Annotated in this window: 28 protein-coding genes; 18 read left to right on the forward strand and 10 right to left on the reverse strand. The window is 36.5% G+C overall.

Annotated elements, in window-relative coordinates; translation table 11 throughout:
• The first annotated feature begins 47 nt into the window (after positions 1-47).
• The 3 genes from HL290_RS06355 to HL290_RS06365 all read left to right on the forward strand — a co-directional run bounded on the left by HL290_RS06355 (position 48) and on the right by HL290_RS06365 (position 2191).
• Complete coding sequence (locus HL290_RS06355) at positions 48-527, forward strand: GrpB family protein (protein ID WP_198495945.1); 480 nt, start codon at positions 48-50, stop codon at positions 525-527.
• Between the two features lie 98 nt (positions 528-625).
• Positions 626-1711 carry a tRNA (uridine(54)-C5)-methyltransferase TrmA gene (trmA, locus tag HL290_RS06360; protein ID WP_003651414.1) on the forward strand — a complete coding sequence of 362 codons (1086 nt, stop codon included), beginning with the start codon at positions 626-628 and terminating at the stop codon, positions 1709-1711.
• Between the two features lie 249 nt (positions 1712-1960).
• A complete protein-coding gene (locus tag HL290_RS06365) occupies positions 1961-2191 on the forward strand; it encodes a hypothetical protein (protein WP_003651412.1) in 231 nt (76 codons plus the stop codon).
• 35 nt (positions 2192-2226) lie between these two features.
• On the opposite strand, the gene HL290_RS06370 is transcribed toward HL290_RS06365, so the two are convergent.
• Positions 2227-2973, reverse strand: coding sequence for a phosphodiester glycosidase family protein (locus tag HL290_RS06370; protein WP_198495946.1), 747 nt, complete (start codon positions 2971-2973; stop codon positions 2227-2229).
• 194 nt (positions 2974-3167) lie between these two features.
• On the opposite strand from HL290_RS06370, the gene HL290_RS06375 reads away from it, so the two are divergent.
• Positions 3168-3758: a lecithin retinol acyltransferase family protein gene (locus HL290_RS06375; protein ID WP_198495947.1), complete on the forward strand. Its 591-nt coding sequence runs from the start codon at positions 3168-3170 to the stop codon at positions 3756-3758.
• Positions 3759-3801: 43 nt separating this feature from the next.
• Here HL290_RS06375 and HL290_RS06380 read toward each other — a convergent pair whose 3' ends face one another.
• On the reverse strand, positions 3802-4383 hold the full coding sequence (locus HL290_RS06380; RefSeq protein WP_005041161.1) for a YceI family protein: 582 nt from the start codon (positions 4381-4383) through the stop codon (positions 3802-3804).
• Between the two features lie 218 nt (positions 4384-4601).
• Here HL290_RS06380 and HL290_RS06385 point away from each other — a divergent pair, with 218 nt between their 5' ends.
• On the forward strand, positions 4602-5009 hold the full coding sequence (locus HL290_RS06385) for an OsmC family protein (RefSeq protein ID WP_045432773.1): 408 nt from the start codon (positions 4602-4604) through the stop codon (positions 5007-5009).
• Positions 5010-5067: 58 nt separating this feature from the next.
• Here the strand turns inward: HL290_RS06385 and tkt are convergent, their stop codons facing one another.
• Entirely contained in the window at positions 5068-7056 is a 1989-nt protein-coding gene (gene tkt, locus HL290_RS06390; RefSeq protein WP_198495948.1) for a transketolase, read from the reverse strand.
• Positions 7057-7594: 538 nt separating this feature from the next.
• Here tkt and metK point away from each other — a divergent pair.
• Positions 7595-8761: a methionine adenosyltransferase gene (gene metK / locus HL290_RS06395; protein ID WP_198495949.1), complete on the forward strand. Its 1167-nt coding sequence runs from the start codon at positions 7595-7597 to the stop codon at positions 8759-8761.
• A 124-nt stretch (positions 8762-8885) separates the two neighbouring features.
• Here the strand turns inward: metK and HL290_RS06400 are convergent, their stop codons facing one another.
• The gene (locus tag HL290_RS06400) at positions 8886-9134 is read right to left on the reverse strand and encodes a hypothetical protein (protein WP_198078646.1); all 249 of its coding nucleotides are present in this window, start codon (positions 9132-9134) and stop codon (positions 8886-8888) included.
• A gap of 258 nt (positions 9135-9392) precedes the next feature.
• Here HL290_RS06400 and HL290_RS06405 point away from each other — a divergent pair, with 258 nt between their 5' ends.
• Positions 9393-9587 carry a hypothetical protein gene (locus tag HL290_RS06405; RefSeq protein WP_198495950.1) on the forward strand — a complete coding sequence of 65 codons (195 nt, stop codon included), beginning with the start codon at positions 9393-9395 and terminating at the stop codon, positions 9585-9587.
• A 66-nt stretch (positions 9588-9653) separates the two neighbouring features.
• Here the strand turns inward: HL290_RS06405 and HL290_RS06410 are convergent, their stop codons facing one another.
• The gene (locus tag HL290_RS06410) at positions 9654-10217 is read right to left on the reverse strand and encodes an FxsA family protein (RefSeq protein ID WP_151744081.1); all 564 of its coding nucleotides are present in this window, start codon (positions 10215-10217) and stop codon (positions 9654-9656) included.
• A 496-nt stretch (positions 10218-10713) separates the two neighbouring features.
• Between HL290_RS06410 and blaOXA the strand changes: the two genes are divergently transcribed.
• On the forward strand, positions 10714-11535 hold the full coding sequence (gene blaOXA, locus HL290_RS06415) for an OXA-213 family carbapenem-hydrolyzing class D beta-lactamase (protein ID WP_198495951.1): 822 nt from the start codon (positions 10714-10716) through the stop codon (positions 11533-11535).
• Positions 11536-11601: 66 nt separating this feature from the next.
• Here blaOXA and HL290_RS06420 read toward each other — a convergent pair whose 3' ends face one another.
• Together HL290_RS06420 and HL290_RS06425 are read right to left on the reverse strand one after the other, a co-directional pair.
• Positions 11602-12147 carry a GNAT family N-acetyltransferase gene (locus HL290_RS06420; RefSeq protein WP_198495952.1) on the reverse strand — a complete coding sequence of 182 codons (546 nt, stop codon included), beginning with the start codon at positions 12145-12147 and terminating at the stop codon, positions 11602-11604.
• Positions 12144-12737, reverse strand: a complete 594-nt coding sequence (locus HL290_RS06425) for a helix-turn-helix domain-containing protein (RefSeq protein WP_198495953.1) — start codon at positions 12735-12737, stop codon at positions 12144-12146. Before HL290_RS06425 ends, HL290_RS06420 begins: the two co-directional genes overlap by 4 nt.
• 238 nt (positions 12738-12975) lie before the next feature.
• Between HL290_RS06425 and ruvC the strand changes: the two genes are divergently transcribed.
• Complete coding sequence (ruvC, locus tag HL290_RS06430) at positions 12976-13521, forward strand: crossover junction endodeoxyribonuclease RuvC (RefSeq protein ID WP_003651385.1); 546 nt, start codon at positions 12976-12978, stop codon at positions 13519-13521.
• 3 nt (positions 13522-13524) lie between these two features.
• On the opposite strand, the gene HL290_RS06435 is transcribed toward ruvC, so the two are convergent.
• Positions 13525-14982, reverse strand: coding sequence for an NAD(P)H-hydrate dehydratase (locus HL290_RS06435; RefSeq protein ID WP_198495954.1), 1458 nt, complete (start codon positions 14980-14982; stop codon positions 13525-13527).
• A gap of 26 nt (positions 14983-15008) precedes the next feature.
• Here HL290_RS06435 and queG point away from each other — a divergent pair, with 26 nt between their 5' ends.
• Positions 15009-16103: a tRNA epoxyqueuosine(34) reductase QueG gene (queG, locus tag HL290_RS06440; protein WP_198495955.1), complete on the forward strand. Its 1095-nt coding sequence runs from the start codon at positions 15009-15011 to the stop codon at positions 16101-16103.
• Positions 16104-16196: 93 nt separating this feature from the next.
• Entirely contained in the window at positions 16197-17186 is a 990-nt protein-coding gene (gene bioB / locus HL290_RS06445) for a biotin synthase BioB (protein ID WP_004642579.1), read from the forward strand.
• Between the two features lie 48 nt (positions 17187-17234).
• Here bioB and HL290_RS06450 read toward each other — a convergent pair whose 3' ends face one another.
• Positions 17235-17447 carry a hypothetical protein gene (locus HL290_RS06450; RefSeq protein ID WP_198495956.1) on the reverse strand — a complete coding sequence of 71 codons (213 nt, stop codon included), beginning with the start codon at positions 17445-17447 and terminating at the stop codon, positions 17235-17237.
• A gap of 63 nt (positions 17448-17510) precedes the next feature.
• A complete protein-coding gene (locus tag HL290_RS06455) occupies positions 17511-17861 on the reverse strand; it encodes a hypothetical protein (RefSeq protein ID WP_133746198.1) in 351 nt (116 codons plus the stop codon).
• A 408-nt stretch (positions 17862-18269) separates the two neighbouring features.
• Here HL290_RS06455 and HL290_RS06460 point away from each other — a divergent pair, with 408 nt between their 5' ends.
• The 7 genes from HL290_RS06460 (at position 18270) to HL290_RS06490 (ending at position 25825) form a co-directional block, all read left to right on the forward strand.
• Positions 18270-18842 (forward strand): fimbrial protein, encoded by a 573-nt coding sequence (locus HL290_RS06460; protein ID WP_198495957.1) that lies wholly within the window; start codon positions 18270-18272, stop codon positions 18840-18842.
• A 73-nt stretch (positions 18843-18915) separates the two neighbouring features.
• Entirely contained in the window at positions 18916-19659 is a 744-nt protein-coding gene (locus HL290_RS06465; RefSeq protein WP_198495958.1) for a molecular chaperone, read from the forward strand.
• A gap of 140 nt (positions 19660-19799) precedes the next feature.
• The gene (locus HL290_RS06470; protein WP_198496398.1) at positions 19800-22256 is read left to right on the forward strand and encodes a fimbria/pilus outer membrane usher protein; all 2457 of its coding nucleotides are present in this window, start codon (positions 19800-19802) and stop codon (positions 22254-22256) included.
• Entirely contained in the window at positions 22253-23272 is a 1020-nt protein-coding gene (locus tag HL290_RS06475; protein WP_198495959.1) for a fimbrial protein, read from the forward strand. Before HL290_RS06470 ends, HL290_RS06475 begins: the two co-directional genes overlap by 4 nt.
• Positions 23273-23832: 560 nt before the next feature.
• Complete coding sequence (locus tag HL290_RS06480) at positions 23833-24012, forward strand: hypothetical protein (RefSeq protein WP_003651366.1); 180 nt, start codon at positions 23833-23835, stop codon at positions 24010-24012.
• An 84-nt stretch (positions 24013-24096) separates the two neighbouring features.
• The gene (locus tag HL290_RS06485) at positions 24097-25101 is read left to right on the forward strand and encodes an AraC family transcriptional regulator (RefSeq protein WP_198495960.1); all 1005 of its coding nucleotides are present in this window, start codon (positions 24097-24099) and stop codon (positions 25099-25101) included.
• Between the two features lie 97 nt (positions 25102-25198).
• On the forward strand, positions 25199-25825 hold the full coding sequence (locus HL290_RS06490) for a sterol desaturase family protein (RefSeq protein WP_198495961.1): 627 nt from the start codon (positions 25199-25201) through the stop codon (positions 25823-25825).
• The last annotated feature ends 80 nt before the right edge of the window (positions 25826-25905 follow it).

Raw genomic sequence — 25905 nt, forward strand, 5'->3', positions numbered from 1 at the left:
TAATCTTTTCTTAAATATATAAATTTTATCAATTCGAGATTCTAATAATGATCTTTTTAGAACTAGAACAATATCAACAAAAATGCGCTCAACTTTTTAATTCATATCAAAAAGATATTTCCACATTACTACCATTTGCCAAAATTGAGCATATTGGTTCGTCTTCAATACCGAATGCAATTTCAAAGGGTGATTTAGATATTTATATTGAAGTTAAGCCTGATCAGTTCGAATTCGCAATCGAACAATTAAAAAAGCTAAACTTTATAGAAAAACAAAACACGCTGAGAACACATGAACTTTGTATGCTTGAATCACTCAATAACGATGATGTTGCTTTTCAAATTGTAGTCACAGGTTCGAAGTTCACATTTTTCTTAACATTTAGAAATAAGCTTATCGCCTCTCCAGCACTGGTCGATGAATATAATCAATTAAAATTACAGTGTAGTCATTTGGATCACGATCAATATAGAGCAATAAAATCAGAATTTATTAGCCGTGTATTAAATCAACCTAAGGTTTAGCTACGTGTCGGTATTGATATCTAGCTAAAATTGGCTCCTGTAACCCCGTTTTTTTTGATACCATTCACTATTTGATTCTGTCTAAATTTTCTTTGTCTATGACCTCTTCTTATCATCAACAACTTCAAACTAAAATTGACCGCATTACTGCCCAATTTTCTGAATTTACTCCACCTACATTAGAAGTGTTTGAGTCACCTGAACAACATTTCCGTATGCGTGCTGAGTTTCGTATCTGGCATACAGAAAATGACATGTTCTATGCCATGTTTGAACGTAACGATGATGACAAACAAAAAACCGTTTTACGCATTGATGAATTCCCCATTGCGGACCAAAGCATTAATGATTTAATGCCAAAACTTTTGGAAGAACTAAAAGCAGAACCTAAGCTTTCGAGCCGTTTATTTGAAGCTGATTTTCTTGCAACACTTAGCGGGGAAATGTTAGTTACATTAATCTATCACCGTAAATTAGATCAGGAATGGGAACAAGCAGCTAAAGCGCTTGCTGAGAAGTTAGATATTAAGATCATGGGTCGTAGTCGTGGTCAAAAAATTATTATTGGCGATGACTTTGTCGTAGAAGAATTTGAACTTTTAAATCGTTCATTTAAATACAAACAAATCGAAAGTAGCTTTACTCAGCCTAACGCACAAGTTTGCAAAAAAATGCTGCAATGGGCGTGTGATGCAGCTGAAGGATCGAAAAAACACTTACTAGAACTTTATTGTGGTAATGGTAACTTTACTCTTCCTCTTTCTTTAAAATTTGAACGTGTTCTAGCAACAGAACTTGCGAAATCTTCCGTTTATGCTGCTCAATGGAATATCGAGCAAAACCAGATTGATAATATTCAAGTAGCCCGTCTTTCAGCTGAAGAATTTACTCAAGCCTATCAGGGTGAGCGCGAATTCCGCCGCTTACAAGAAGCGAATATTGATATCCAAAGTTATGACTTTGATACCGTATTTGTTGATCCCCCACGCGCAGGGATTGATGATGAAACTTTAAAACTTTTACAAGGTTTTGAACGGATTATCTACATTTCATGTAACCCAGATACACTGTATGAGAACCTAAAAATATTAGGTTTAACTCATCGTATTACCAAGTTTGCATTATTCGATCAGTTCCCATATACCCATCATGTTGAGTCAGGTGTATTACTTGAGAAGATTTAAACAAAATCTTTCATTGTAAATTTAAAATCAAAGGGGGTTATATACCTCCTTATTTTTTAATGTTTTTTTATTTAACTATTTAGATTTTCAAAAAATATCAAGTCATCTATCCGTCATAATTTCGTTTAACTCACGCATTCCTATCGAAAATTCTCGAGTTCAATTGGTGGATTTATCACTTATAGAGACTTGTATTTTATTTTAAATTGGCTATATTTCGAGCTATGTTAGATTGTATATGAAGGCTCTATGAGTTTTTGGCAAAAGCTGTTCTTAGCAGATCAACAGCATAACGAGCATAAAAACCAAACTGCTTGTGTTGAAAATGACTGCTCATGTAAAACAAATGAACAACTTCTAAGTGCTCTTGCACTAGCAACAGATGAAGATGTCATTAAAGGAATAAAGAAAGTTCTTATTTCCCGTGGTTATAGCCGAAAAGAGTTGAATGAACTCACTCAAAAACCATCTATCCATTAATTAAAAAGCCAGTCTTGTACTGGCTTTTTTATATTTCACTTTAATCTACACTCTGTCTGATCTACCCAACCAACAATTGGTCCCATTTCAAATTGTTGATCATTACGCTTGTCTTTTTGAACATATAAACTAGAAATAGAACCATCAAGATATAAAGCCTGCTCTACCTTAAGATTTCTTTGAAAGAACTGAGCAAACTTGTAGAAACTCACGCTATTCTTCGATATTACAAAGTAGAGTTTATTATTTCGAATACCGACTCCATTACGAATTTTATTTGATTGAGAATCTGGTAAAAAAAGGGAATTTATCTTTCCATCAATCACTAACATCGGGCCAGATTGTGTCGCATAATCGACGTTGAAATCTCGGCGACTGTATTGCTGCGTTGTTAAAATAAAGGCCTGCTTTTTATTCCAACTTAACACACCATTAGGCTGCAAAAAGAAATTTCCCAACCCTTTACTTTTATTTAGTGGCTGAATCACCTTAGCTTGTTCAACATACAGCCCTACTGGAGAAAATCCCGGATGGAACATCCCTGCATTCATTGCGAAAGAAAGTCGCTCACATTGCTTTAAATGTTCCTGAACATTGTTAAAGCTTTTGTAATACTGCTGATTATTAGAATTCTTAAGAAACAACCGTAACTGTTTTAAATTGCTAATTGAAACCACATCATATTGGTCGCCTTCCGCTGTTTTAACTTGCTGGTGTTCTATCGCATAGACAGAGTGAATCAAAAGCCCATATATAGTTAAGCACCACATCAACCATTTCATTTAATACCACCAGACATGACATTTTTTCTTCATATTAAATCTTTAAATTATATACAATAAACACAATTATAATTGGATATGTACCAAACTCATCCATTCGACGTAATCAATACACTCGAAAATGTCTATATTGGTTATAATGGTTAGCAGCTTTTCAATAAAAGCCATTTACACTTTATTGGATCAGCGTAAGCATGCAACAACCGAATAAGCGCTACCCTTTAGGGGCTCATCTCATCGTAAAGCATCTCGGCTATAGCCATCATGGTATATACGCAGGGAGAGGTCGAGTTATCCATTATTCAGGCTTAGCGCATTTCATCAAAAAACGCCCCATTGAAATTACCTCAATAGATGCATTCTCGCATGGAAAAAAAATACATGTTCGCTCTTATGACACGCCACGCTATAAAGGAAAAGCTGTCGTGCGCCGGATGCGTTCACGTATGCATGAAAACCACTACCATCTAATTATTAATAACTGTGAACATTTATGTAGTTGGGCAATTACCGGAATCGAAAGTAGCACCCAAGTTGAACGTATGATGCATCGATTAACGACCATTGGTTATGTAAGTTCAATCATGAGCTATATGAATGGGATGATGCTCACAGTTGCAACGACATGTTTTGCTCTTGTTCTTTATATTAAAAAGAAATTGCGTGATCAGGCAAAAATGAAGATCCCTACTTATCAATTTCTTAGAGAAAAATCTGAAAAAAGGAATATTGATCCTTCAGTTCCTTTAGTGTTTATAGATCCAGATAAAAAAGAACCAATTTAATAAAAAAGCCCTCAAATATGAGGGCTTTTAGAAAACTTAAAACTTATTTTTTATCAACTTTTGCTTCAGTCGTAATGTTTACAGTGATCTTATCACCAACGTTTGGAACATAATTACCTAAACCAAAGTCAGAACGCTTGAATGAAGTTGTAGCATTAAAACCAATCGCTGGAACTTTTGCCATTGGGTGTTCGCCTTGCTTGTTTAAAACAGCATCAAGTACAACAGGCTTAGTTACACCTTTAACAGTTAAGTCACCAGTAATTTTAAAGTGCTTTTTGTCTTTAGTTTCAACTTTAGTACTTTTAAACGTAATGTTTGGATATTTAGCAGCATTAAACCAAGCTTCTTCTTGGAACTCTTTATCCAAAGCAGGAACGTTTGTATTTACACTGCTTAAAGGAATAGTCACATTTACAGATGAGTTTGCTGGTTTAGCATTATCAACTTTAATTACACCTTGGATATCCGAGAAATTAGCGCTTGGAGTAGAGAAACCAAAGTGATTCCACGAGAAAACAGTAGCTGTATGTGTAGGATCAATTTTGTAGTCCACTGGCGCAGCTAAAGTAACTGAACTAGCCAATGCTACTGCCAAACCAAAGCTTAGTGTTTTAAGATGCATTTTTCGTATCCTTTATTGATATAGTCGTTAGTGTATACATCAAGTAATTTAATTCACTATTCTTTATAAAACGATATGTTTCATCCATGCAACAATAAAAGCGTTACAGTTATTATTTAAAAACAATATTATAAGATATCGGTGTTGTCATACCGTTTCCGAACTCTCAAATTAATTCGTTTTTACTTCGACTTTATTGATCAATAACAAGGTAAAACATGGCTAATACTGCTCAAGCACAAAGTACTTCCACTCCATATCGAGTAACTCTGACCGATCCTTCGGGTCACCAATGGTTTGCTGATGAGCCTACAGACAAAGGTGGTCTAGATACTGCTCCAAACCCAGTTCAAATCTTACTATCTGCTTTAGGCGCTTGTACCACCATCACACTAGAGATGTATGCGAATCTTAAAGGTATTAAGCTTGATCATGTTCAAGTTGATTTAGTATTAAACCCAAATGGTGAACCAGAGAAAGGCCAAAATAATATTGAACGCAAAATCACGCTCAAAGGTGAATTCAGTGAAGATCAACACAAGCGTTTATTAAAAGTTGCCGAGAACTGCCCCATTCATAAGTTACTCACTTCTCAAATTAATATTCAAACCGAACTTAGCATTTAACCTTTCAGATATAAAAAAAGCGCTCCCTATGGAGCGCTTTTTTACACTACTTCAATATTTAAGCAGTTAATTCTTTTACTGCTGCAACAACAGCTTCAGTTGTAATACCAAAGAATTGGAACAAATCTTTTGCTGGTGCAGATTCACCATAAGTTGTCATACCAATTACTTTGCCATCAAGACCAACAAACTTCCACCAGTAGTCAACATGAGCTGCTTCAACTGCAACACGCGCACGGATATGAGCTGGTAATACAGCTTCACGATATGCAGCGTCTTGTTTCATAAATTCTTCTGCACATGGCATAGAAACTACACGCACACCGTCAAGTTGAGCATAAGCTTCCATTGCTAAAGAAATTTCAGAACCAGTTGCAATAATAATTGCTTTTAATTCGCCTTTTTCTTGAGCAAGAACATAACCACCTTTTGCAACATTTTGAATTTGTTCTTCAGAACGTGTTTGGAATGGTAAGTTTTGACGAGAGAAAATGAGTGCTGTAGGGCCATCTTTACGCTCTAAAGCAGATTTCCATGCAGTAGCAGTTTCTACAGTATCAGCAGGACGCCATGTATTTAGGTTAGGTGTACCACGTAAAGAAGCAATTTGTTCGATTGGTTGGTGAGTTGGACCATCTTCACCCAAACCAATTGAGTCATGTGTATAAACATGAATTACACGTTGTTTCATCAATGCAGACATACGTACTGCATTACGAGCATATTCCATAAACATTAAGAATGTTGCAACGTAAGGAACAAAACCACCATGTAATGCAACGCCATTGGCAATTGCAGTCATACCGAACTCACGTACGCCATAATATACGTAGTTACCAGCTGGGTTCTCTTGAATACCTTGGCAACCTTTCCAAAGCGTTAAGTTAGAACCCGCCAAGTCAGCAGAACCACCTAGCAATTCAGGCAATAAAGGACCAAATGCTTGTAATGTGTTTTGGCTTGCTTTACGTGTTGCGATTGTCTCGCCTTTCGCATTTGTTTCACGAATGAATGCATCTGCTTGCGCTGCAAATTCAGTTGGTAAGTCACCGCTAATACGACGAAGTAACTCAGCTGCTTCAGTTGGATATTTTGCTTGATACTGTGCAAATACCGCATCCCAAGCTGCTTCAGATTCAGTACCTTTTGCTTTCGCGTCCCATGCAGCATATACATCAGCAGGAATAACGAATGCTTCTTCTTTCCAGCCTAATGCTTCACGAGTTAAAGTAATCTCATCTTTACCTAATGGCGCACCATGACAGTCTTCTTTACCCTGCTTATTTGGTGAACCTAAACCAATAATGGTTTTACACATAATAATGGTTGGTTTTTGAGTTTCAGCTTTTGCTTCGATTGTTGCTTGACGAATCGCATCAGCATCATGACCATCTACACGAAGAACTTGCCAACCATAGGCTTTAAAACGCTCTTCTGTATCATCGCTGAACCAGCCTTCTACTTCACCATCAATTGAAATGCCATTATCATCATAATAAGCAATCAATTTACCAAGTTGTAAAGTACCTGCTAAAGAACATACTTCGTGAGAAATACCTTCCATTAAACAGCCATCACCCAAGAAACAGTAAGTGAAATGATCTACAACGTTTAAATCATCTTTATTGAACTGGGCAGCTAAAGTCTTTTCTGCCAATGCAAAACCAACAGCGTTTGCAATACCTTGACCTAAAGGACCAGTCGTAGTTTCGATACCTGGTGCATAACCATATTCAGGATGACCAGGAGTTTTTGAATGTAATTGACGGAACTGTTTTAAATCTTCAATTGAAAGATCATAACCTGTTAAATGAAGCAAAGCGTATTGCAACATTGAGCCATGACCGTTTGATAAAACGAAACGGTCGCGGTTTGCCCATTGTGGATTAGTTGGGTTGTGATTTAAAAACTCGCGCCAGACGACGTCAGCAATATCTGCCATCCCCATTGGAGCACCAGGATGCCCTGAGTTTGCCTGTTGCACAGCATCCATTGCCAATACACGAATTGCATTTGCAATACGACGTTCGTTTAAAGGGGTCGCCATAAGATCAGAATCCAATTTTAATAGATTGATGAAAAGAAGAAGATGAATAACAATTCAATGCCGCTATATTGTCTTAAAAAAAAGGCTGAGGGTAAACCCCAACATAGTATATTTCTTTATTTTTAACCGTTTCTTGGTTACACAAAAAACATTTGAACCTTTAAGTTATACAAAACAGTGCTCATTTTTTTAAATACTACTCCAATATGCGAGCAGGCAGTTCTATTAGACTTTGATATATAGATAAAATATTGTGAAATCTCTATCTAGATCGATCATGTTTCTTTTCTTTAAAATCCAACTTCTAAGACATCATCTTTTTGTTAAACCATATGTCTAAAAAACGTACTAACAACAAATTATTAAAATACCAATACTTTAAATAAATACTCTTTATATCAATTTTACTAATACACTTATCAATTAAAACACAGTATAAATGAAACAAATTCATGCTTTTTGGTCAGTATGAACTGGTCCTCAAGCTCAAGTCGATGTAACATATTATGTCTTTTGAAATAACCAAGATAGGACTTTCATGCGCGAGTACGCTGTTTTTACCTCGGAATCTGTAAGCGAAGGTCATCCTGATAAAATGGCCGACCAAATTAGCGACGCTATTTTGGATGCAATCTTAAAAGAAGACCCATACGCACGTGTTGCTTGTGAAACACTGGTAAAAACAGGCGCTGTTGTACTTGCTGGTGAAGTAACAACGACTGCTAATATTGATGTTGAAGCTGTTGTTCGTAATACCGTTAACGGTATTGGATACCACCACTCTGATCTTGGCTTTGATGGATCAACATGTGCTGTAATCAATATGATTGGTAAACAATCACCAGAGATTGCACAAGGTGTAGACCGTCAAAAACCTGAAGATCAAGGTGCCGGTGACCAAGGTTTGATGTTCGGTTATGCAAGCCGTGAAACAGATGTGTTAATGCCTGCTCCGATTTCTTATGCTCATCGTTTAATGGAACGTCAGGCTGAACTTCGTCGCTCAGGCGCACTTCCATGGTTACGCCCAGATGCAAAAAGCCAAGTTACTTTTGCATATGAAAATGGCAAACCTGTACGTCTAGATGCAGTTGTTTTGTCTACTCAACATGATCCTGAAATTACTCAAAGCCAGCTTAAAGAAGCTGTTATTGAAGAAATTATCAAGCCGATCATTCCTGCTGAAATGTTCCACGCTGCTACTAAGTTCCACATTAACCCAACAGGTATGTTCGTTATTGGCGGCCCTGTAGGTGACTGTGGCTTAACAGGTCGTAAAATTATTGTTGATACATACGGTGGTATGGCTCGTCACGGCGGTGGTGCTTTCTCTGGTAAAGATCCATCTAAAGTTGACCGTTCTGCTGCATATGCAGGCCGTTATGTTGCAAAAAATATTGTAGCAGCTGGTCTTGCTGACAAATGTGAAATTCAGGTGAGTTACGCAATTGGTGTAGCAGAACCTACTTCAATTTCAATTAATACCTTTGGTACAGCTAAAGTTTCTGATGAGTTGATTATTCAACTTGTACGTGATCATTTCGATTTAAGACCGTTTGGTATTACTCGTATGCTGGATCTTATTCAGCCAATGTATAAACAAACTGCGGCTTATGGTCACTTTGGTCGCGAAGGATCAGATACTGCATTTACATGGGAAAAAACTGATAAAGTTGAAGCTCTTAAAGATGCTGCTGGCCTCTAATACAAAGTCATAAAAAAGCCCGCCAATGAGCGGGCTTTTTTACAGTTCAAATTTCATAATATGTAGGGTTTACTCTTCTAGCAACCATCCTTGATGCCATATCATTTGTAGCTCTGATCAAAATTTATTGTCTTGTGGTTTTATCATCCTGATTTAATACATCAAGTAATGTTGACTGCGTCGGAGTATCTTGATGGTTCTGTACATATATATGGACAACTTTAAATACAATGACAACTGCTAGACAAGCCATCACACAAAACATCCACAAACCATACGGGCTTCGAATATGTTGCGAACCACAATATGGACATGATTTATCAGTTGATGCCACAACTTTGTCGCAACACGCACAATGGTATTGATATAGCATAGGTAACCCTCCTTCCCTCATTTCAACCGTTGTTTTTTTAATAGGTTTGCTGCATTTTTAATTTATACATCCTTTATATTTATCCTATGTGAAATGAAAAGATAATTCAATCTGAATGAACAATTGAGTCAATTAAAAAATATTTTTAAAATACAAAAAGATAAGTTAAATATTATTTTTTTGGCACTATTTTTCTTATTTTGATATTTTGTCAAATTTGTTAAAATAAGCGAATAATCTCACATTTTAGGTCAATGCATGTCAGATACACAGCTCATTAATAAAGGTGGCTTTCGCGAAAGAGCCAACCGAAGTCGAGGTTATCAACAATCTGAAAACAAGCAAACCGCTCTACCTTCAAATAAATATCAACCACAGTCGAAACCACAAGAAAAAACTAGATTAGAAATGGATGATATTGATTCATCGAATTCGGATTGCCAAAATAAATAATTATTTAAAAATAAAAAAAGCTTAAACCCATGAGGTTTAAGCTTTTTCATATTCAGAACACACTTATTAATCTTTATTTTTATGCTCTATTTTTTTGTGGTCTGGGGTAACGTCTCGCGCTTCACCATCAATAATGTTTGAATCATGGTATTGGCCTTGACCACCACCCTGCTGGTTCTGCATATCTTGCATTTGACGCATTAAATCAGCAAATGGGTTTTGTCCCGAAGCATTACCGCCCATACCACCCATCATTTTATTCATCATGGCTTGTTGGCGTTTTGCAAGAGTTCTCATCGCTACATTACGAAATGCGGTTTGAACACCAGGAATCAAAATTAAAACAGCCAAAACATCAGATACAAGACCTGGCAACATTAATAAGAAACCTGCAAAAGCGTAAGCAAGTTTTTTAGTTACAGTTGGGTCACTACCTAGCTGGCCTGTCATCTGCATTTGCTGTAATTGAGGCATAATACCGGCAGTACTTCTGCGAATAAGCCCCAAACCAATAAAGAAAGCAATAATGAACCAAAAGAACACATACCATCCACTGATGAACTGTGCTACGCCAATCCATACGGCAATTTCAACAATCGCGCCCAGAACTACAATAAGAAGTAAATTCATGTAAAACTTTATCTATCTCAAAAAGAAAATTCATTGCAGTTTGATTTGACCTAATCTTATCTAAGTTGCAAATAAGGATTAAGCATTCCTCTTAGCTCGGATTGTTCTGCATAATTTCTAAAAATTAACAAAAACTATCGCACCGGCAAGAGTCTGCAATACTGGAGTACATTTGATTTTAACTCGATAAAAACAAACATGCTTTATTATTAATGAGTGCTGTATCAACTTTATCAAGTGTCACTTCAATCAGATTTTAATTTTTTTACTTTATTTAAGTGAGAATTCGTTCAAAAAAGAACTTCTTTAGTCAAATAAAGTCTTATTTGCTTAGCAAAGTTAGGAGCATTCCTTTGTTTATGCTTTCCTTTTAGAGGACTTTAAAAGCAATACCTACATATAAACCTTTTTAGATAGCTTACATTTCACCTATCTAAAGACAATTCTATTCAAGTTAAATTAATTAGTAATACTTCAAATTAAACTTAGTCAGATTATGTATAAAAAAGCCCTTATCGCTGCAACAGCTACTCTATTTTTATCCGCCTGTTCTTCTAATTCAGTAAAACAACATCAAATACATACTATTTCTGCCAATAAAAATTCAGAAGAAATTAAATCACTGTTTGATCAAGCACAGACCACGGGTGTTTTGGTGATTAAGCGAGGGCAAACAGAAGAAATTTATGGAAATGATCTTAAAAGAGCATCAACCGACTATGTTCCCGCCTCTACCTTTAAAATGTTAAATGCTTTAATTGGACTTGAACATCATAAGGCAACTACAACTGAAGTATTTAAATGGGATGGGCAAAAACGTTTATTTCCTGATTGGGAAAAGGACATGACACTGGGTGATGCCATGAAAGCTTCTGCAATTCCAGTTTACCAAGAATTAGCCCGACGAATTGGACTTGACCTTATGTCCAAAGAGGTGAAAAGAATTGGTTTCGGTAATGCTAACATTGGTTCAAAAGTAGATAATTTTTGGCTCGTTGGCCCTCTAAAAATTACACCTCAACAAGAAACCCAATTTGCTTATCAATTAGCCCATAAAACGCTTCCATTTAGCAAAGATGTACAAGAACAAGTTCAATCAATGGTGTTCATAGAGGAAAAAAATGGAAGTAAAATTTATGCCAAAAGTGGTTGGGGATGGGATGTTGAACCACAAGTTGGTTGGCTAACAGGCTGGGTCGTTCAACCACAAGGAGAAATTGTGGCATTCTCACTTAATTTAGAAATGAAAAAAGGAACTCCTAGCTCTATTCGCAAAGAAATTGCTTATAAAGGCTTAGAACAACTGGGTATCTTATAAGTTGAAGCCTATAGCCCAAGCATAGACTGGGCTATTATTCTGTTTTTTAGAATGTGATGTTTTTATTTATCCATCGATTGGATGAAATGGTGTGCTCAAATTTAACTGATAAAAAGCAGCATCAAGCCATTCACCAAACTTAAAACCGACTTGTTTAAAAGTGCCTGCATGAATAAAGCCCATTTTTTCATGTAAACCGATGCTTGCCTGATTGGTCGCATCAATACAACCAATCAATACATGTAACTCGGCCTCTTGAGCTCGCTGAATCAGCTCTTGCATTAAAATTTTGCTTAGTCCGCTACCACGATGTTCATGATGAATATAAATACTATGTTCAACGGTATATTTATAGGCAGGAAAAGCCCTAAAGGTTCCCCAGCTCGCAAAACCCAATAACTTGTCAGTCTCATCAACAATACCAATTACGGGAAAACCATTTTGTCTTTTAACCGAGAACCAATTTTTCATCGACTCTTCAGAGCGCGGTAAATAGTCATATAGAGCGGTAGAATTGATAATTGCTTCATTCAAAATCTCTAAAATAGCCACTGAATGTTCTGCTTCATTACAATCAATTAAACGAAAATTAGAATCGAGGGCATAGGTCATAAAGATTCCTTAACGGCAGAGACAAGTTGACTAGAGACGACTAAGATATATCGAGCGACTTGAGATGAATTATTACTGTATATAACGGGCTGGTTTAGTTGCATTGCCAAACAATCCCCTGTGCTTAAAGCATAAGAAGATTCACCTAATTGAATATCAATTTTCCCTTCAACTACCCAAAGTTGCTGTTGTACCACCTTAGAGGTTTCACTAATTTCATAAGTAATTCGTGAGTGAGGGGGAAATTCAATTTCAACAATTTGAAATGAAGACTTCCAATTTGGAGGTGAAATTTGACGGCGAATATAACCTGTTTCCGGGTCTTTCCATTCTGATTGTTGACTACGCCGAACAATGGGCTGAGGTGCTTGATTACCTTGCTGGCTAGCGAAAAGTTGAGTCAAAGGCACATCTAAACCATTTGCTAGCTTTTCAAGAACAACCGCTGTTGGGCTGGCCTCACCTCTTTCAATTAACGAAATAGCAGAACGGCTCACCTGACATCGTATAGCAAGAACATCAAGTGTATATCCACGAGCTAAACGCAATTCACGTACTTGCTGTGCAATGCGAATATTAATATCTTCCATACACCCAAAAATTCCAATTCCAAAATTATAGATAAATATTCCACTAAACTAGAATCCTGTCAATTATTAAAGAATTTTATCTTTTTTAGAAATCTTGAAAACTCTTCTTTGTAGTAACCAAAATAGAATCTATTAAAAAACGAAAAATAACCATTCATAAGTGACTTGCTTAAATAACTCATGCAGATCATATTTTGGTATGTAACAATAGCTTTAAATTATTTATGTAAGCCTTCGCATGTCTTTGATTATTGGGATTGACCCTGGTTCACGCTTAACAGGTTATGGAATCATAGAAAAAGATGGTAGCAAACTACGTTTTATCGATGCAGGTACTATTCGAACAGAAACTAAGGAAATGCCCGAACGCTTAAAACGTATCTTTGCTGGTATTGAACGTATTGTTAAATTTCATGGTCCAACTGAAGCTGCCGTTGAGCAAGTGTTTATGGCCCAAAACCCCGATTCGGCTCTAAAACTTGGACAAGCACGTGGTGCAGCAATAGCCGCTTTGGTCAATTTAGATTTACAAGTTGCAGAATATACTGCCCGTCAAATTAAACAGTCTGTAGTTGGTTATGGTGCCGCGGATAAAGAACAAGTACAAATGATGGTCATGCGATTACTTAACTTGACCATTAAGCCTCAAGCAGATGCGGCAGATGCACTAGCAGCAGCAATTTGCCATGCTCATGCATCTGGAAGTATGAGCAAACTGTCTGTCCTTAATGCCTTAGGTGGCATGGCACGTGGACGAAGCCGCTCTAGCAGTCGTAGACGTTAAAGATTAGTTCACGACTTGTGTAATTACCTGATTCATCTTAAAGGCCTGTAAGCCCCGCATACCTTGTTTTGCAAGTTGGTCGCCAGCTTGAGCATGAAGGGTAACAATTTCATGTAATGCAATTGCTTTATGGAGTTGTGCTTTTAGACTTGCAATCATTCCTGCTAGTACATCGCCCATTCCTCCAGTTCCCATACCAGCATTACCTTGGGTACAAATATAAAGAGCATCTTCTAAAATTAGACTACCCGCTCCTTTAAGCACCCACTGCCCTGCATATTTTTGTTGTAAGGCATAAATCGCAGAGATTCGGTCATTCTCAATCTGAGTAGTAGAACACTCAAGCAATGTTGCAGCTTCTCCAGGGTGAGGTGTTAAATAAATATGTGCATTCAATTTTTGAGGTTGCGTTGCTAGGAACCATAAAGCATCTGCATCTAAAACAATTTCCAGATGTTCACTCTGATTTAATAAATTAAACCATTGTCGGTAGATCTGCTGTGCCCAATCATCACGCCCCAACCCCATTCCAAAACATACTGCATCAACCTGAGATAAAATATCTTTAATAGACTTTCCATTTAGGGCATTAATATCACGGAGCATAATATTTGGTGAACGAGCCAAAATAGCCTGATGATGGTTTTGGTGACAAACCACCGTGACTTTACCTGCTCCTGCATGAAAAGCAGCCTCGGCAGCCATAATTACAGCACCGCCCATTTGTTCATGCCCACCAACGACTAAAACATGTCCATAACTCCCTTTATGACCAAATGCCATACGCTTAGGAAGTTTAATATTTGTTGATGTTAAATAGGCTAACGGTTTCAGCTCTTGGTCTATAGGAATTAAATCAATTAAATGAAGCTCGCCTACGTATTCTTTGCCTTGACCTGTAAATAATCCAGCTTTAAGCCCTAAAACTGTAAATGTATGATCAGCCCTTATTGCACAAGGTAAAGTACATCCTGTATTTGCCTGCAAACCGCTGGGTATATCAACAGAAATTTTTAGGCCAGTTTGTTCATTAAATTGTTGAATAGCCTGTTGCCAATTAGTGTTTAATTCTCGATTTAAACCGATACCACATAAAGCATCAATATGACAATCAAAATGCTTTGCAAGTTCAAAACCTTGATGAATTTGCACCAGTTGATCTGTTGCAAATTGCACAGCTTGATGTAAATCTGCTGAAGCCCCTACTTCGGATGCAAAGATTTCAACATTCCAACCTGCTTGCTTTAAATAAGCTGCTATAAAATAACCATCACCAGCATTGTTGCCTTGCCCACACCAAACAGCAATATTTTTAATAGACTGCTCTTTAAAAAGTTCAATTAACTGTTGAGCAATTGACCAAGCCGCTTGTTGCATTAAACCTAATGATGAGTTTTGCGCAGCAAACCAGCGTTGCTCCCATGCTTGAATATCATCGCTATGGTAAACTAACGTCTGCATATTATTATCCTCTTCTGTTTTGGTTTATGACATCTTCCGATACATCACGCATTACGGTGCAACAACTTGATCTTCATGAATTAAAAGCATGGATCAAGGCTCAAGCTTTAGACTTGGGTTTTGCTGATTGTGTCATTGCAAAACCAGATGCTCAAGATCAAATGCCACGTTTTTTAGAGTATCTTGAACGTGGCTATCATGCAGATATGACCTATTTAGAGGAAAATCTAGAAAAGCGGGCTGATCCAACATTATTAGTTCCTGGCACAAAAAGTATTATCTGCGTTCGCATGAACTATCTGGTCGAATCACCAAAGCCACGTTATATACCTTTTGAACCGAACTCTGCCATTATCGCCCGTTATGCACGTGGTCGAGACTACCATAAGGTCATGCGTGGTAGATTGAAGACATTAGCCACACGAATTCGTGAAAAAGTTGGTGATTTTGAATCACGTCCTTTCGCTGATTCAGCCCCTATTTTTGAAAAATCATTGGCTGAAAGTGCTGGAATGGGTTGGACGGGTAAACATACTTTGCTCATTCACAAAAAGTCAGGTTCTTTTTTTGTATTGGGTGAACTATTTACATCACTCGATTTACCTTTTGATGGCCCAACGACCTCTCACTGTGGTTCGTGTAGTGCTTGTATTGATATTTGTCCCACACAAGCAATTGTAGAACCTTATATGCTCGATGCACGGCGTTGTATCGCATATTTAACCATCGAATATAAAGGAATTATTGCTGAAGAATTACGCGCAGGTATTGGTAATCGAGTTTTTGGTTGTGATGACTGTCAATTAATTTGCCCTTGGAACAGTTTTGCCAAAACTGCGTCCATTAGTGATTTCAATCCTAGAAATGGTTTAGACAGCATCAGCCTACTCGATATCTGGCAATGGGATGAAGCTACGTTTTTGGCTAATACAGAAGGCAGCCCAATCCGCCGGACAGGTTATCAATCTTTTAAACGTAATATTGCTATCGGTTTAGGAAATGCTCCTTATTCAAAGGAAATTGTAGCTCAACTACAAAATGGCAAGATTTTGCATGATGATATTGTCAACGTGCATATTGATTGGGCAATTGAACAACAACTTAATCAACTTCAGTCATGAAATTAAAAAAATGATGTTTTTTGCCCTATAGCTTTAATACGAATTCTGTATGATTATGTGTAGTGAATTAATGCCATCATCATGGATATGACAATGACTCTACGTAATGATTGGAATCGTGAAGAAATCCAAGCTTTATATGAACAACCCTTTTTGGATTTAGTTTTCAAGGCTCAGCAAGTACATCGCGAGCACTTCACTGCCAATGCGATTCAGGTCAGCACCCTTTTATCGATTAAAACTGGTAAATGCCCTGAAGATTGCAAGTACTGCTCACAATCAGCACATTACGAATCAAAATTAGAAGCAGAAAAACGTATTGCTGTAGAAAAAGTGATTAGCGAAGCAAAAGCTGCAAAAGATTCAGGTTCTTCTCGTTTTTGTATGGGTGCAGCTTGGCGTAACCCACATGAACGCGATATGCCTTATGTTTTAGAAATGGTACGTGAAGTAAAAGCTTTAGGTTTAGAAACCTGTATGACTTTAGGCATGCTTAACCAATCTCAAGCAGAGCGCCTACAAGTTGCTGGTTTAGATTATTACAATCACAACCTAGATACATCTCGTGAGTACTACTCACACATCATTAGCACTCGTACTTTTGATGATCGTTTAAATACCCTGGATTATGTTCGCCAAGCTGGAATGAAAGTTTGTAGTGGTGGCATTGTAGGTTTAGGCGAAAGCCGTGATGACCGTGTTGGTTTATTACATGAATTAGCTACCCTACCAATTCATCCTGAATCTGTACCAATTAACATGCTTGTTCCAATTGAAGGAACGCCGTTAGCAGATGTTGAGAAGCTTGATGTAATTGAATGGATCCGCACTATTGCTGTTGCGCGCATTATTATGCCGCATAGCTATATTCGTTTATCTGCTGGTCGTGAGTCCTTAAGTGATTCAGATCAAGCATTAGCATTTATGGCAGGCGCAAACTCATTATTCTCTGGTGATAAGTTACTCACTACACCAAATGCAGGTGAAGGTAAAGACCAAGCGTTGTTTAACAAACTCGGCTTAACCGCAGAAAAACCAAAACCAACAGTTGCTGACTTATCAGTAAATGCCATGAGCGCATAACTCAAGGCAGTAAAATAAAAAAGCCCTGATTCTTCAGGGCTTTTTTATTTAAACAGAAGTAACTAAAATTCCATAAGTGGCATTAAGAAATGTCCCGACTCGAATAATGTCTTTTCCTGCTGCATGTGTTACCGACAACTCTTGGCTCAATACATCAAAATTAAAAGAATCAAAAACATCTTGATGGTGTAAGAGCCAAGTCACTGTATCTGCTACATTATCATCCACAATATAAGTTAAGGCCTTAAAGTCTTTACTCATAAATCACTCTTAAAAATAAATTTTATGAATTTTATATGAGTTAACTCTACCTTAAAAGAGAATCTAAGCTGCTTTAGGGTTCACTAAAGAACGACCCGACAATAAGCTTGTCAAAGCTTGTGGTGAAAATTCCAATGAAAGCACATGATTCTTGAGATTAACAGAGTGTTTACTGATCAATGGAAGTAAACCTTCTTCTGTTTCAAAGACGTATTCATCTGCAATATTTAAGATACCCTCAAGATTAGTTGTACTCGAAGCAAGATCATGACTAAAGATGTCATAAATCGTTTGCAAGTTAAACGTTGTCTGCTGCTCCGTTGGGTGCTTAATGAGATAATCCTTTAAAAACAAAACTAGCTTATGAGCAAAGAAAAAGTAATTAGGTTTATAGCTATACTTCATACTATTCATGGAACGGAACTCCAGATTATCTTTTATTAAATTACAACTAAAACAGTAGGAATTGAATCTTAAAAAATTCTTAAAAAATAAATATATTCACAAGATAAATTAAAAAAATAATTTTATGATTAAAAAACAATAATTTACATCATGCATATGGGCAACTTTTATCTTAAATGTCTTAAAATTAGATTAATTTAATAAAATACAATTACTTAAATATTACGAATTTTTTATTTTATTTTAAATAATAAATCACACATTATTTTACCAAATGATAAAAACATATCTTCAAAATATTTATTAATAAAACAACTGATCAAAATATATATAAATATAATGTTTTTCTTGTTTTTTGGTTGAAAAGTGATATATTTCCTTCGCCTTACTTAAGCAGAATAAACTTGCTAAAAAGTAATGGATTTTATTTTAAAAGGCTATTCTGGGGATTTTATGAAAAGATTTATTTTTATGGCGGCGGTTTCTCTCTTAAATATAACAAATGCACAAGCTGCAGATGGCACAATTACTATTAATGGTCTTGTCACGGATAATACTTGTACGATTGATACTGGAGATAAAAATCTAACAATTAACCTACCTACAGTTTCATCTCAAACCTTAAAAAATACAGGTGATGTAGCTGGTCGCACCCCATTTCAAATTAATTTAACGAACTGTGCTTCGGCTGGTAAAGTAGCCACCTATTTTGAGCCTGGTGCTACCGTTGATTTTAATACTGGTCGTTTATTAAACCAAGCAACCTCGGGCGGGGCAACAAACGTGAATATCCAGTTGCTAGGCAGTAATAATGCTGTAATCCCTGTACTCGCTACAGGCACGAATGCGACTCAGGCCAACTCACAATGGGTGAATGTTTCGGCAGGTGGTGATGCTGACCTTAACTATTATGCTGAATACTATGCTACAGGTGCTTCAACTGCGGGTACGGTAACATCGCAAGTAAAATACACCATTATTTATCAATAAAATTAAAATTGAAGCTTCTATTTAAAGATAGAAGCTATCTCCTATCTATTATTCATTATTGAGAATATGACTCATGCTTTTTCGTGGTCGTAAGTTTTTCTGGGGATTAGTTTGTCTACAGGTAGCACTGACTACCACAGGCCATACTGAAATTGTTTTACATGGAACTCGTGTCATTTATCCTTCAAATGCACGTGAGATCACTTTGCAACTGAGTAATAACGGTACAGCTCCCTCTCTTGTTCAAGCTTGGATCGATGATGGAAATGCAAAGTCGACTCCCGATGAAGCAAATGTGCCCTTCATTATTACCCCCCCGATTTCACGAGTAGAAGCGACTAAAGGCCAGACCTTAAGAATTACAGCTCTGCCTAATACGTCTCAATTAAATCAGCAACAAGAATCTATTTTTTGGCTTAATGTTTTAGATATACCTCCTAAACCGGAAGGAAAAACTCAACAAGACCAAAACACCTCTATTTCTAATAATTTTTTACAGCTTGCTGTTCGTTCGCGCATTAAATTTTTTTATCGCCCTATAAATCTAAACGAAAATATTGAGCAACTAAGTGAGAAAGTTCAATGGAAAATGAATGATCAATATCTAGTAGTGAAGAACCCGACACCCTTTTTCCTGACTATTAGCTCCATTTTTCAAGGAAGTGAAGGCCATAAAACAGACTTATTACAGCAAGGATTAATGGTTGCCCCTTTTTCCGAAGATAAAATAAAACTAAAAAATAAAAATTTAGCAGACATGAGCTTTGTATATATCAATGATTATGGTGGAAGAGTTGAGCACCCAATAAAGTTCTAACCTTACTGTATTACTTAAGAAAACCTAAATACCTATCATGAATAGGCTCTAAAACTATGTCTAAATGGTTTATACCTTATATATGTTTAAAAAGCCCTTTTACTTGTTATGTGGCCTCAAGTATTGCGGTATTTATGCCTTTGGCTGCATATGCCGAAAATAGTACCGATGTTTCAGGTTTCTCAAAAGCAGAGTTTGATAGTAATTTTTTAGTAGGTAATGCGCAAAAAATTGATATTGGTCGTTTCAAATATGGAAACCCCATCTTAGCTGGTGAATATAGCTTAGATGTCTATATTAATGGTCAATGGCTGGGTAAACGACGTATGCGCTTTAATGCACACACTCCCAATGCAAATGCCGAAACCTGTTTCACAGAAGCCATGTTACTAGAATATGGCGTAAAAGCTGAGGTGCTTAGCCAACATTCTCATGCATCATCTCTTTCATGTGACGCACTAGGGGCTTGGATAGATAATGCTTTTTATTTATTTGATAGCTCCCGTTTAAGAATTGATATTTCTATCCCCCAAGCCACATTAGAAAAAAATGCACAGGGCTATATCGATCCACATTTTTGGGATCGAGGTATTAATGCAGCTTTTTTGACATATAACGCGACTGCTTATCGAATAATTAACGAACAACATGAAAGTGCATATGCTTTTATGGGGACTAATGTTGGAGCAAATTTAGCGAGTTGGCAATTTCGCCATAATGGACAATGGAAATGGCAAGACCATACTGATTTTCAAACTGATAATTCTTCTTATACTTCAACGAATACATATATACAAAAAGCATTTCCGAAAATTCACGGAGTTGTGACTTTAGGCGATTATTTTACTAATAGTGATTTTATCGACTCTTTACCGTATCGGGGCGTAAATATTTCAAGTGATGACCGAATGCTTCCAAACAGTATGCTCGGTTACGCTCCCAGAGTGAAAGGTTATGCAAAAACCAATGCGAAAGTCGAGGTTAGGCAACAAGGCAATTTAATTTATCAGACAACGGTACCACCTGGAAACTTTGAAATTAATGATCTTTACCCAACGGGGTTTGGAGGCGAGCTACAAGTTTCGGTAATTGAATCTAATGGAATAATTCAAAAATTCTCTATTCCCTATGCTTCTGTCGTCGAAATGCTACGCCCTCAAATGAGTCGATACTCTTTTACTTTAGGGCAGTTTCGAGATTCAAACCTTAGCCTAACTCCATGGCTAATACAGGGTAAATATCAACGGGGAATTAATAATTACCTCACAACTTACAGTGCGGTTCAAGCAACCCAGCAGTATCTCTCCTTCTTACTAGGCACAGCTTTTTCAACACCAATTGGAGCCGTCTCTTTTGATGCCACTCAGTCAAAAGCTGAGTTTGATCATCAATCTAAAATGACAGGGCAAAGTTATCGTTTAAGTTACAGTCGACTATTTTCTCCAACAAATACTAATTTAACATTAGCTACTTATCGCTATTCAACAGAGAACTACCTCAAATTGCGTGATGCAATTTTAATTCAAGATTTACAACAACAAAATATTGATAGCTTTTCCGTAGGAAAACAAAAAAGTGAATTCCAGATTACTTTAAATCAAGTTCTTCCAAAGCAATGGGGAAATTTTTATTTAGTGGGTTCATGGACAAACTATTGGAATCAACCCACGACCAATAAACAGTTCCAATTAGGTTATAGCAATCAATTTAAAGATTTAACTTATAGTTTATCCGCAATTAGCAGCGAGATTAATGAAGGTAGCAATCGTACAGGTCAAGATACGCAGTACCTTGCTTCTTTATCTTTTCCATTAGATTTTAAGAAAAATTCTCTGACTTTTAATAGTGTTATTGTTGAGGACAGCCAGACTTTAAGTTTCAGTGGCTTTACAGGAAATCGCTTAAACTACGGCGCATCAATTTCTAATCAGGATCATGGTCAAACCAACCTGAATATTAATGGTACCTATAAAACAAACTATACAACACTAGGTGCTTCATTAAGTCACGCAGATTCATACCAACAAGAAATGCTTAACTTCAGTGGCAATGTTGTTGCACATTCCCAAGGAATTCTGTTTGGGCCAGATCAGGCTCAAACCATGGTGCTGGTCTATGCACCAGATGCTACGGGAGCACAAGTCGGCAATACACCAGGGCTCAGTATTAACAAAAAGGGATATGCCGTTATTCCGTATGTTACGCCTTACCGTATGAATGACATCAGTCTTGATCCACAAGATATGTCCACACAAGTTGAACTTGGTGAGAGCAGTTTACGGATTGCTCCCTATGCAGGCTCGATCACTAAAGTTCAATTCTCAACAAAAAAAGGTTATGCACTTTTTATTAGTACAACAACATTAGATAGCTCATATCTACCTTTTGCCGCACAAGTTTACAACCAGAATAACGAAGTAATAGGTATTGTCGCGCAAGGCAGTCGCATTTATTTACGAACACCCTTAACCCATGACCGTTTATATGTGAAATGGGGAAATACGAGTACTGAAAAATGTGAAATTGAATACGATATAGCGGATCAAATAAAGCATAACAACCAACCAATTATTATGACAAAGGCAGTCTGTAAATGAATAATATTTTAAAAAAAATTGGATTTTTGGCAGTGAGTATATTTGCTTATAGCCATACAAATGCAAATTGTAATTTAAGTAAAGGATTTACTACCGTCGATATTCCGATGAATATAGGTAAAATCGTAGTAAAACCAAATGATCCAATAGGAACGATCTTACAAAAGAATACTTTTACAGTATCTCCTAATAATTCGACTGCAACTTGTAATCGAGCGAGTGATCAAATTATTGCAGCTCTCCCCTTAAATTATCCAATTAGTCCTATAGGGAATAATGTTTATGCTACCAATATTCCAGGTATTGGTATTCGACTTTATCGCGAAGCTGCCGATGCTTCAGATTTTTCAGGATATTATCCCTATAGACGTACATTAACACCCAATCAAACATATACACTTTCCCCTGGGTATTTTGTTATGGAAGTTATTAAAACTGCCATGACAACAGGCTCCGGAGCACTAGTCGCAGGCCGTTACAGTACCTATTACGTATCAGGACAACAGAACCGCCCATTTTTAACCACTACCGTATTAAGTAATGCCCCTATTCTTATTGCGTCTTCATCTTGTGAAATTCAAAATGGTGTAGATTCACCCGTTCAACTTCCAACCGTGATGAAATCTGGCTTTAGAGCGATTGGGTCAACCCAAGGGGAACAGAATTTTAATTTATCCATCTTATGTAATGGTGGCGAAAACAACTCTGGTATCGCTACGAGCAATACGATCAGCTTAAGTTTTGATTATAATTCTGATACCTCCAATAATCAGGTGATTAACAACAGTGCCGCGAATTCAATCAAAGCCAACGGTGTGGGTGTCGAACTGTTATGGAATATGAATGGAGCAAATCAGCCGATTCAAAAAGCAAGCAAACTAAATATAGGTATGGTGAGTTCCAACCAAACTGTTGAATATGATATACCTTTAACTGCTCGTTACTATCAGACTGCCACCAATGTAACCGCAGGTGAGGTTAAAGCCACAGCGACGGTGACGATTCAATATGATTAACTATTCTCTATAAAATTACTAAAAACAAATAAGCTCAATGCTACCAAGAGAACTCAAAAAACTAATTTTTCAAACTTTGTAGTTCTATTAAAAAATCACATAAAAAAATGCTCATAAGCAAAAATAGCAAATGAGCATTAGTGATAACCACTTAACCTGAAATACAAATTGTGGGAAATAGATCACAATTTGCATGGGTATAATTTCAAAATTCGGCTTAAAGATCAAGTATTTTTTTTAACAAAAATTTAAAAAACCATCATAACATATTGTTTTAAATAAATTAAATAAATAAATTTAATTTATAATCGCTATTTTATAGTGTTTCTAAAGAATTATCATTCTATTAATTAATAAAAACTTAATTTTAAGAATAATTAAAAAGACACCCATCAAGTTGAATAAATTAAAAATCAATTTAATTTCATGTAGTTATATTAAAATCATCAAAAAATTAAATTTTACAGAATTACATAATTTATAATAAAAAAAACATAAATAAATTTAGAAATCTCCTTCAATTGCCAATAATATCTTTAGACTTTTTATCAGAACGTAACATGCTCATTTTTTGGAAAATATTATGTATCTTATTACTAAGTCTAGGCGCTACAAGTATAGGTTTTGCGATTAGTAACATCGATCTTTTTCTTTTTTTTATAGGTTTGCTTTTATTAACCTCTTTTATCTTAGCTTTAAAACAAGCACGTGAAGATGCGGGTTTCTTTCCTGATCATTAAACTAATATAAGTTTCTGAGATATAGGATCAGCAATAAAATCATGATTGAATATGCGCTGTAGTTTATAGGGTAGTCATCAAATTATGTCTAAAAATTCTTCAGACGCTGGAATTTTTTTATGGATGACTTACGAGACTATGCAAAAGATGGGCTTAGATGCAGCATCTATTTTTGCAAGTGTAAATTTGCCTAATCAACCACCCGATAAAAATATTCGTAGAGATAATTCTACCCAACATCGTTTTTGGACAGCTGCTGAAGAAATCAGCCAAGATCCTGATATTGGCTTACACATAGGTAAGCAAATGCCGCCTTTCCGGGGTTTGGTCATTGAATATCTATTTTTGAGCAGCTCTACATTTGGTGAAGGATTGCAGCGCGCTATAAGATATCAAGCCCTACTTACAGATGTATTTAGCCTTTCCTTAACCATTAATGAAGATCAAGCAATATTATCGGGTTTTGAGCATCCCGTAAGACATTATCTAGAATGTGGGATTGGTATTTTCCTTAATTTTTTTAAATATATTACTAATAATGAGTTCAGACCTAGTCATATTACTCTACCTTATCAACAAGGTGCCTCGGCTGAAACTTATCAAGAGATGTGGGAATGCCCTGTCATTTTAGGCCAAACAAAAGGTGCTATAGTTTTTCCTAGTGTACTATTAAACAAGACCTCGCCAGCTGCTGAGCCAGAATTATTAAAAATCCATGAAACTCTTGCGGAACAACAGCTATTAACATTAGAAAAGCACCAACTCATTCATGCAATTGAACGTTTGCTTAGTAATGGATTACTTGAATCTGGGCAATTTGATCAAAAATTGATTGCAGAACAATTAAACCGCAACCCTCGTACTCTTCGCGCTGATTTACAAGCTATTAATACAAATTATGAAAAGATTCTAAATCAACATCGAGAAAAACTTGCCAGACGTTTGCTTGCTAATACACAAGAAACTATTGATCAAATTGTTTATTTAACCGGTTTTTCAGAGCCCTCTGCGTTCACACGTGCATTCAAACGATGGACCAATGAAACTCCAAGTGCTTATCGACAACGTAAACAAAAACAATCAAATTGATTCTAAAGGCAATTGTTCTACTGCCTATTAGGTCAAAGGGATAAAACGTTCTTCTTTTATAATGGCTTTAAATTGTAATTAAGAAGAAGTGACCAATATGCTTGGATTCCCTGTAGGTGTTTTTGTAGCAAATGGCTTGGAATGGTACTTTCATAAAGTTTGGCTGCATGAGTTTCCAAGCCAGTATCGTAATAGCCCATTTTTCACCCATATTGCACATCATAAACGTGCCCGTTTAAATGGCTTCCATGACGAAGGCTATGCCGAATCTATGCTTAAAAATGCTGAAATTTATAATGAAAAAACAGCCTTAATTGGATTAGCAGGTGCTGCTACCATTTTTTTACCTGTAGCTCCTTTTTTTACAGCTGGACTCTATTATGGTTTATGGAATTATTGGCGTGTGCATGCCAAGTCTCATTTAGACCCAGAATATGCAAAAAAACGTATTCCTTGGCATTATGATCACCATATGACAAGTAATCAGAATGCTAATTGGTGCGTTACCAGACCTTGGTTTGACTATATTATGGGAACAAGAGTAACTACTGAAGTATCTAAAACTGAAACTAATCCTTTAGGGATAAAATTACCTAAATGGGTAGAAAAACCTATTAATTCAGCTGCTAGACGTTTACTTGCTAAGTCTTTTGCCAAAATTGATTTAAACTCTCGTCAAGATCAATCTAATTTATGTGAAGGCATAGAAATTAGTTTGACCTAGCGTATTGATCTAACCAAACTCAAAAGAAGCTGCGGAAAAATGGCAGCTTCTTTAAACAGACGTCTAAGAGTTAGTATTTA

The organism is Acinetobacter sp. AC1-2, assembly GCF_016124155.1.
GTDB classification, from domain to species: domain Bacteria; phylum Pseudomonadota; class Gammaproteobacteria; order Pseudomonadales; family Moraxellaceae; genus Acinetobacter; species Acinetobacter calcoaceticus.

Bases quoted from the DNA above. Each gene is read 5' to 3' on its own strand.
- HL290_RS06355 (WP_198495945.1), top strand. From the start codon at position 48: ATGATCTTTTTAGAACTAGAACAATATCAACAAAAATGCGCTCAACTT.
- trmA (WP_003651414.1), top strand. From the start codon at position 626: ATGACCTCTTCTTATCATCAACAACTTCAAACTAAAATTGACCGCATT.
- HL290_RS06365 (WP_003651412.1), top strand. From the start codon at position 1,961: ATGAGTTTTTGGCAAAAGCTGTTCTTAGCAGATCAACAGCATAACGAG.
- HL290_RS06370 (WP_198495946.1), bottom strand. From the start codon at position 2,973: ATGAAATGGTTGATGTGGTGCTTAACTATATATGGGCTTTTGATTCAC.
- HL290_RS06375 (WP_198495947.1), top strand. From the start codon at position 3,168: ATGCAACAACCGAATAAGCGCTACCCTTTAGGGGCTCATCTCATCGTA.
- HL290_RS06380 (WP_005041161.1), bottom strand. From the start codon at position 4,383: ATGCATCTTAAAACACTAAGCTTTGGTTTGGCAGTAGCATTGGCTAGT.
- HL290_RS06385 (WP_045432773.1), top strand. From the start codon at position 4,602: ATGGCTAATACTGCTCAAGCACAAAGTACTTCCACTCCATATCGAGTA.
- tkt (WP_198495948.1), bottom strand. From the start codon at position 7,056: ATGGCGACCCCTTTAAACGAACGTCGTATTGCAAATGCAATTCGTGTA.
- metK (WP_198495949.1), top strand. From the start codon at position 7,595: ATGCGCGAGTACGCTGTTTTTACCTCGGAATCTGTAAGCGAAGGTCAT.
- HL290_RS06400 (WP_198078646.1), bottom strand. From the start codon at position 9,134: ATGCTATATCAATACCATTGTGCGTGTTGCGACAAAGTTGTGGCATCA.
- HL290_RS06405 (WP_198495950.1), top strand. From the start codon at position 9,393: ATGTCAGATACACAGCTCATTAATAAAGGTGGCTTTCGCGAAAGAGCC.
- HL290_RS06410 (WP_151744081.1), bottom strand. From the start codon at position 10,217: ATGAATTTACTTCTTATTGTAGTTCTGGGCGCGATTGTTGAAATTGCC.
- blaOXA (WP_198495951.1), top strand. From the start codon at position 10,714: ATGTATAAAAAAGCCCTTATCGCTGCAACAGCTACTCTATTTTTATCC.
- HL290_RS06420 (WP_198495952.1), bottom strand. From the start codon at position 12,147: ATGACCTATGCCCTCGATTCTAATTTTCGTTTAATTGATTGTAATGAA.
- HL290_RS06425 (WP_198495953.1), bottom strand. From the start codon at position 12,737: ATGGAAGATATTAATATTCGCATTGCACAGCAAGTACGTGAATTGCGT.
- ruvC (WP_003651385.1), top strand. From the start codon at position 12,976: ATGTCTTTGATTATTGGGATTGACCCTGGTTCACGCTTAACAGGTTAT.
- HL290_RS06435 (WP_198495954.1), bottom strand. From the start codon at position 14,982: ATGCAGACGTTAGTTTACCATAGCGATGATATTCAAGCATGGGAGCAA.
- queG (WP_198495955.1), top strand. From the start codon at position 15,009: ATGACATCTTCCGATACATCACGCATTACGGTGCAACAACTTGATCTT.
- bioB (WP_004642579.1), top strand. From the start codon at position 16,197: ATGACTCTACGTAATGATTGGAATCGTGAAGAAATCCAAGCTTTATAT.
- HL290_RS06450 (WP_198495956.1), bottom strand. From the start codon at position 17,447: ATGAGTAAAGACTTTAAGGCCTTAACTTATATTGTGGATGATAATGTA.
- HL290_RS06455 (WP_133746198.1), bottom strand. From the start codon at position 17,861: ATGAATAGTATGAAGTATAGCTATAAACCTAATTACTTTTTCTTTGCT.
- HL290_RS06460 (WP_198495957.1), top strand. From the start codon at position 18,270: ATGGATTTTATTTTAAAAGGCTATTCTGGGGATTTTATGAAAAGATTT.
- HL290_RS06465 (WP_198495958.1), top strand. From the start codon at position 18,916: ATGCTTTTTCGTGGTCGTAAGTTTTTCTGGGGATTAGTTTGTCTACAG.
- HL290_RS06475 (WP_198495959.1), top strand. From the start codon at position 22,253: ATGAATAATATTTTAAAAAAAATTGGATTTTTGGCAGTGAGTATATTT.
- HL290_RS06480 (WP_003651366.1), top strand. From the start codon at position 23,833: ATGCTCATTTTTTGGAAAATATTATGTATCTTATTACTAAGTCTAGGC.
- HL290_RS06485 (WP_198495960.1), top strand. From the start codon at position 24,097: ATGTCTAAAAATTCTTCAGACGCTGGAATTTTTTTATGGATGACTTAC.
- HL290_RS06490 (WP_198495961.1), top strand. From the start codon at position 25,199: ATGCTTGGATTCCCTGTAGGTGTTTTTGTAGCAAATGGCTTGGAATGG.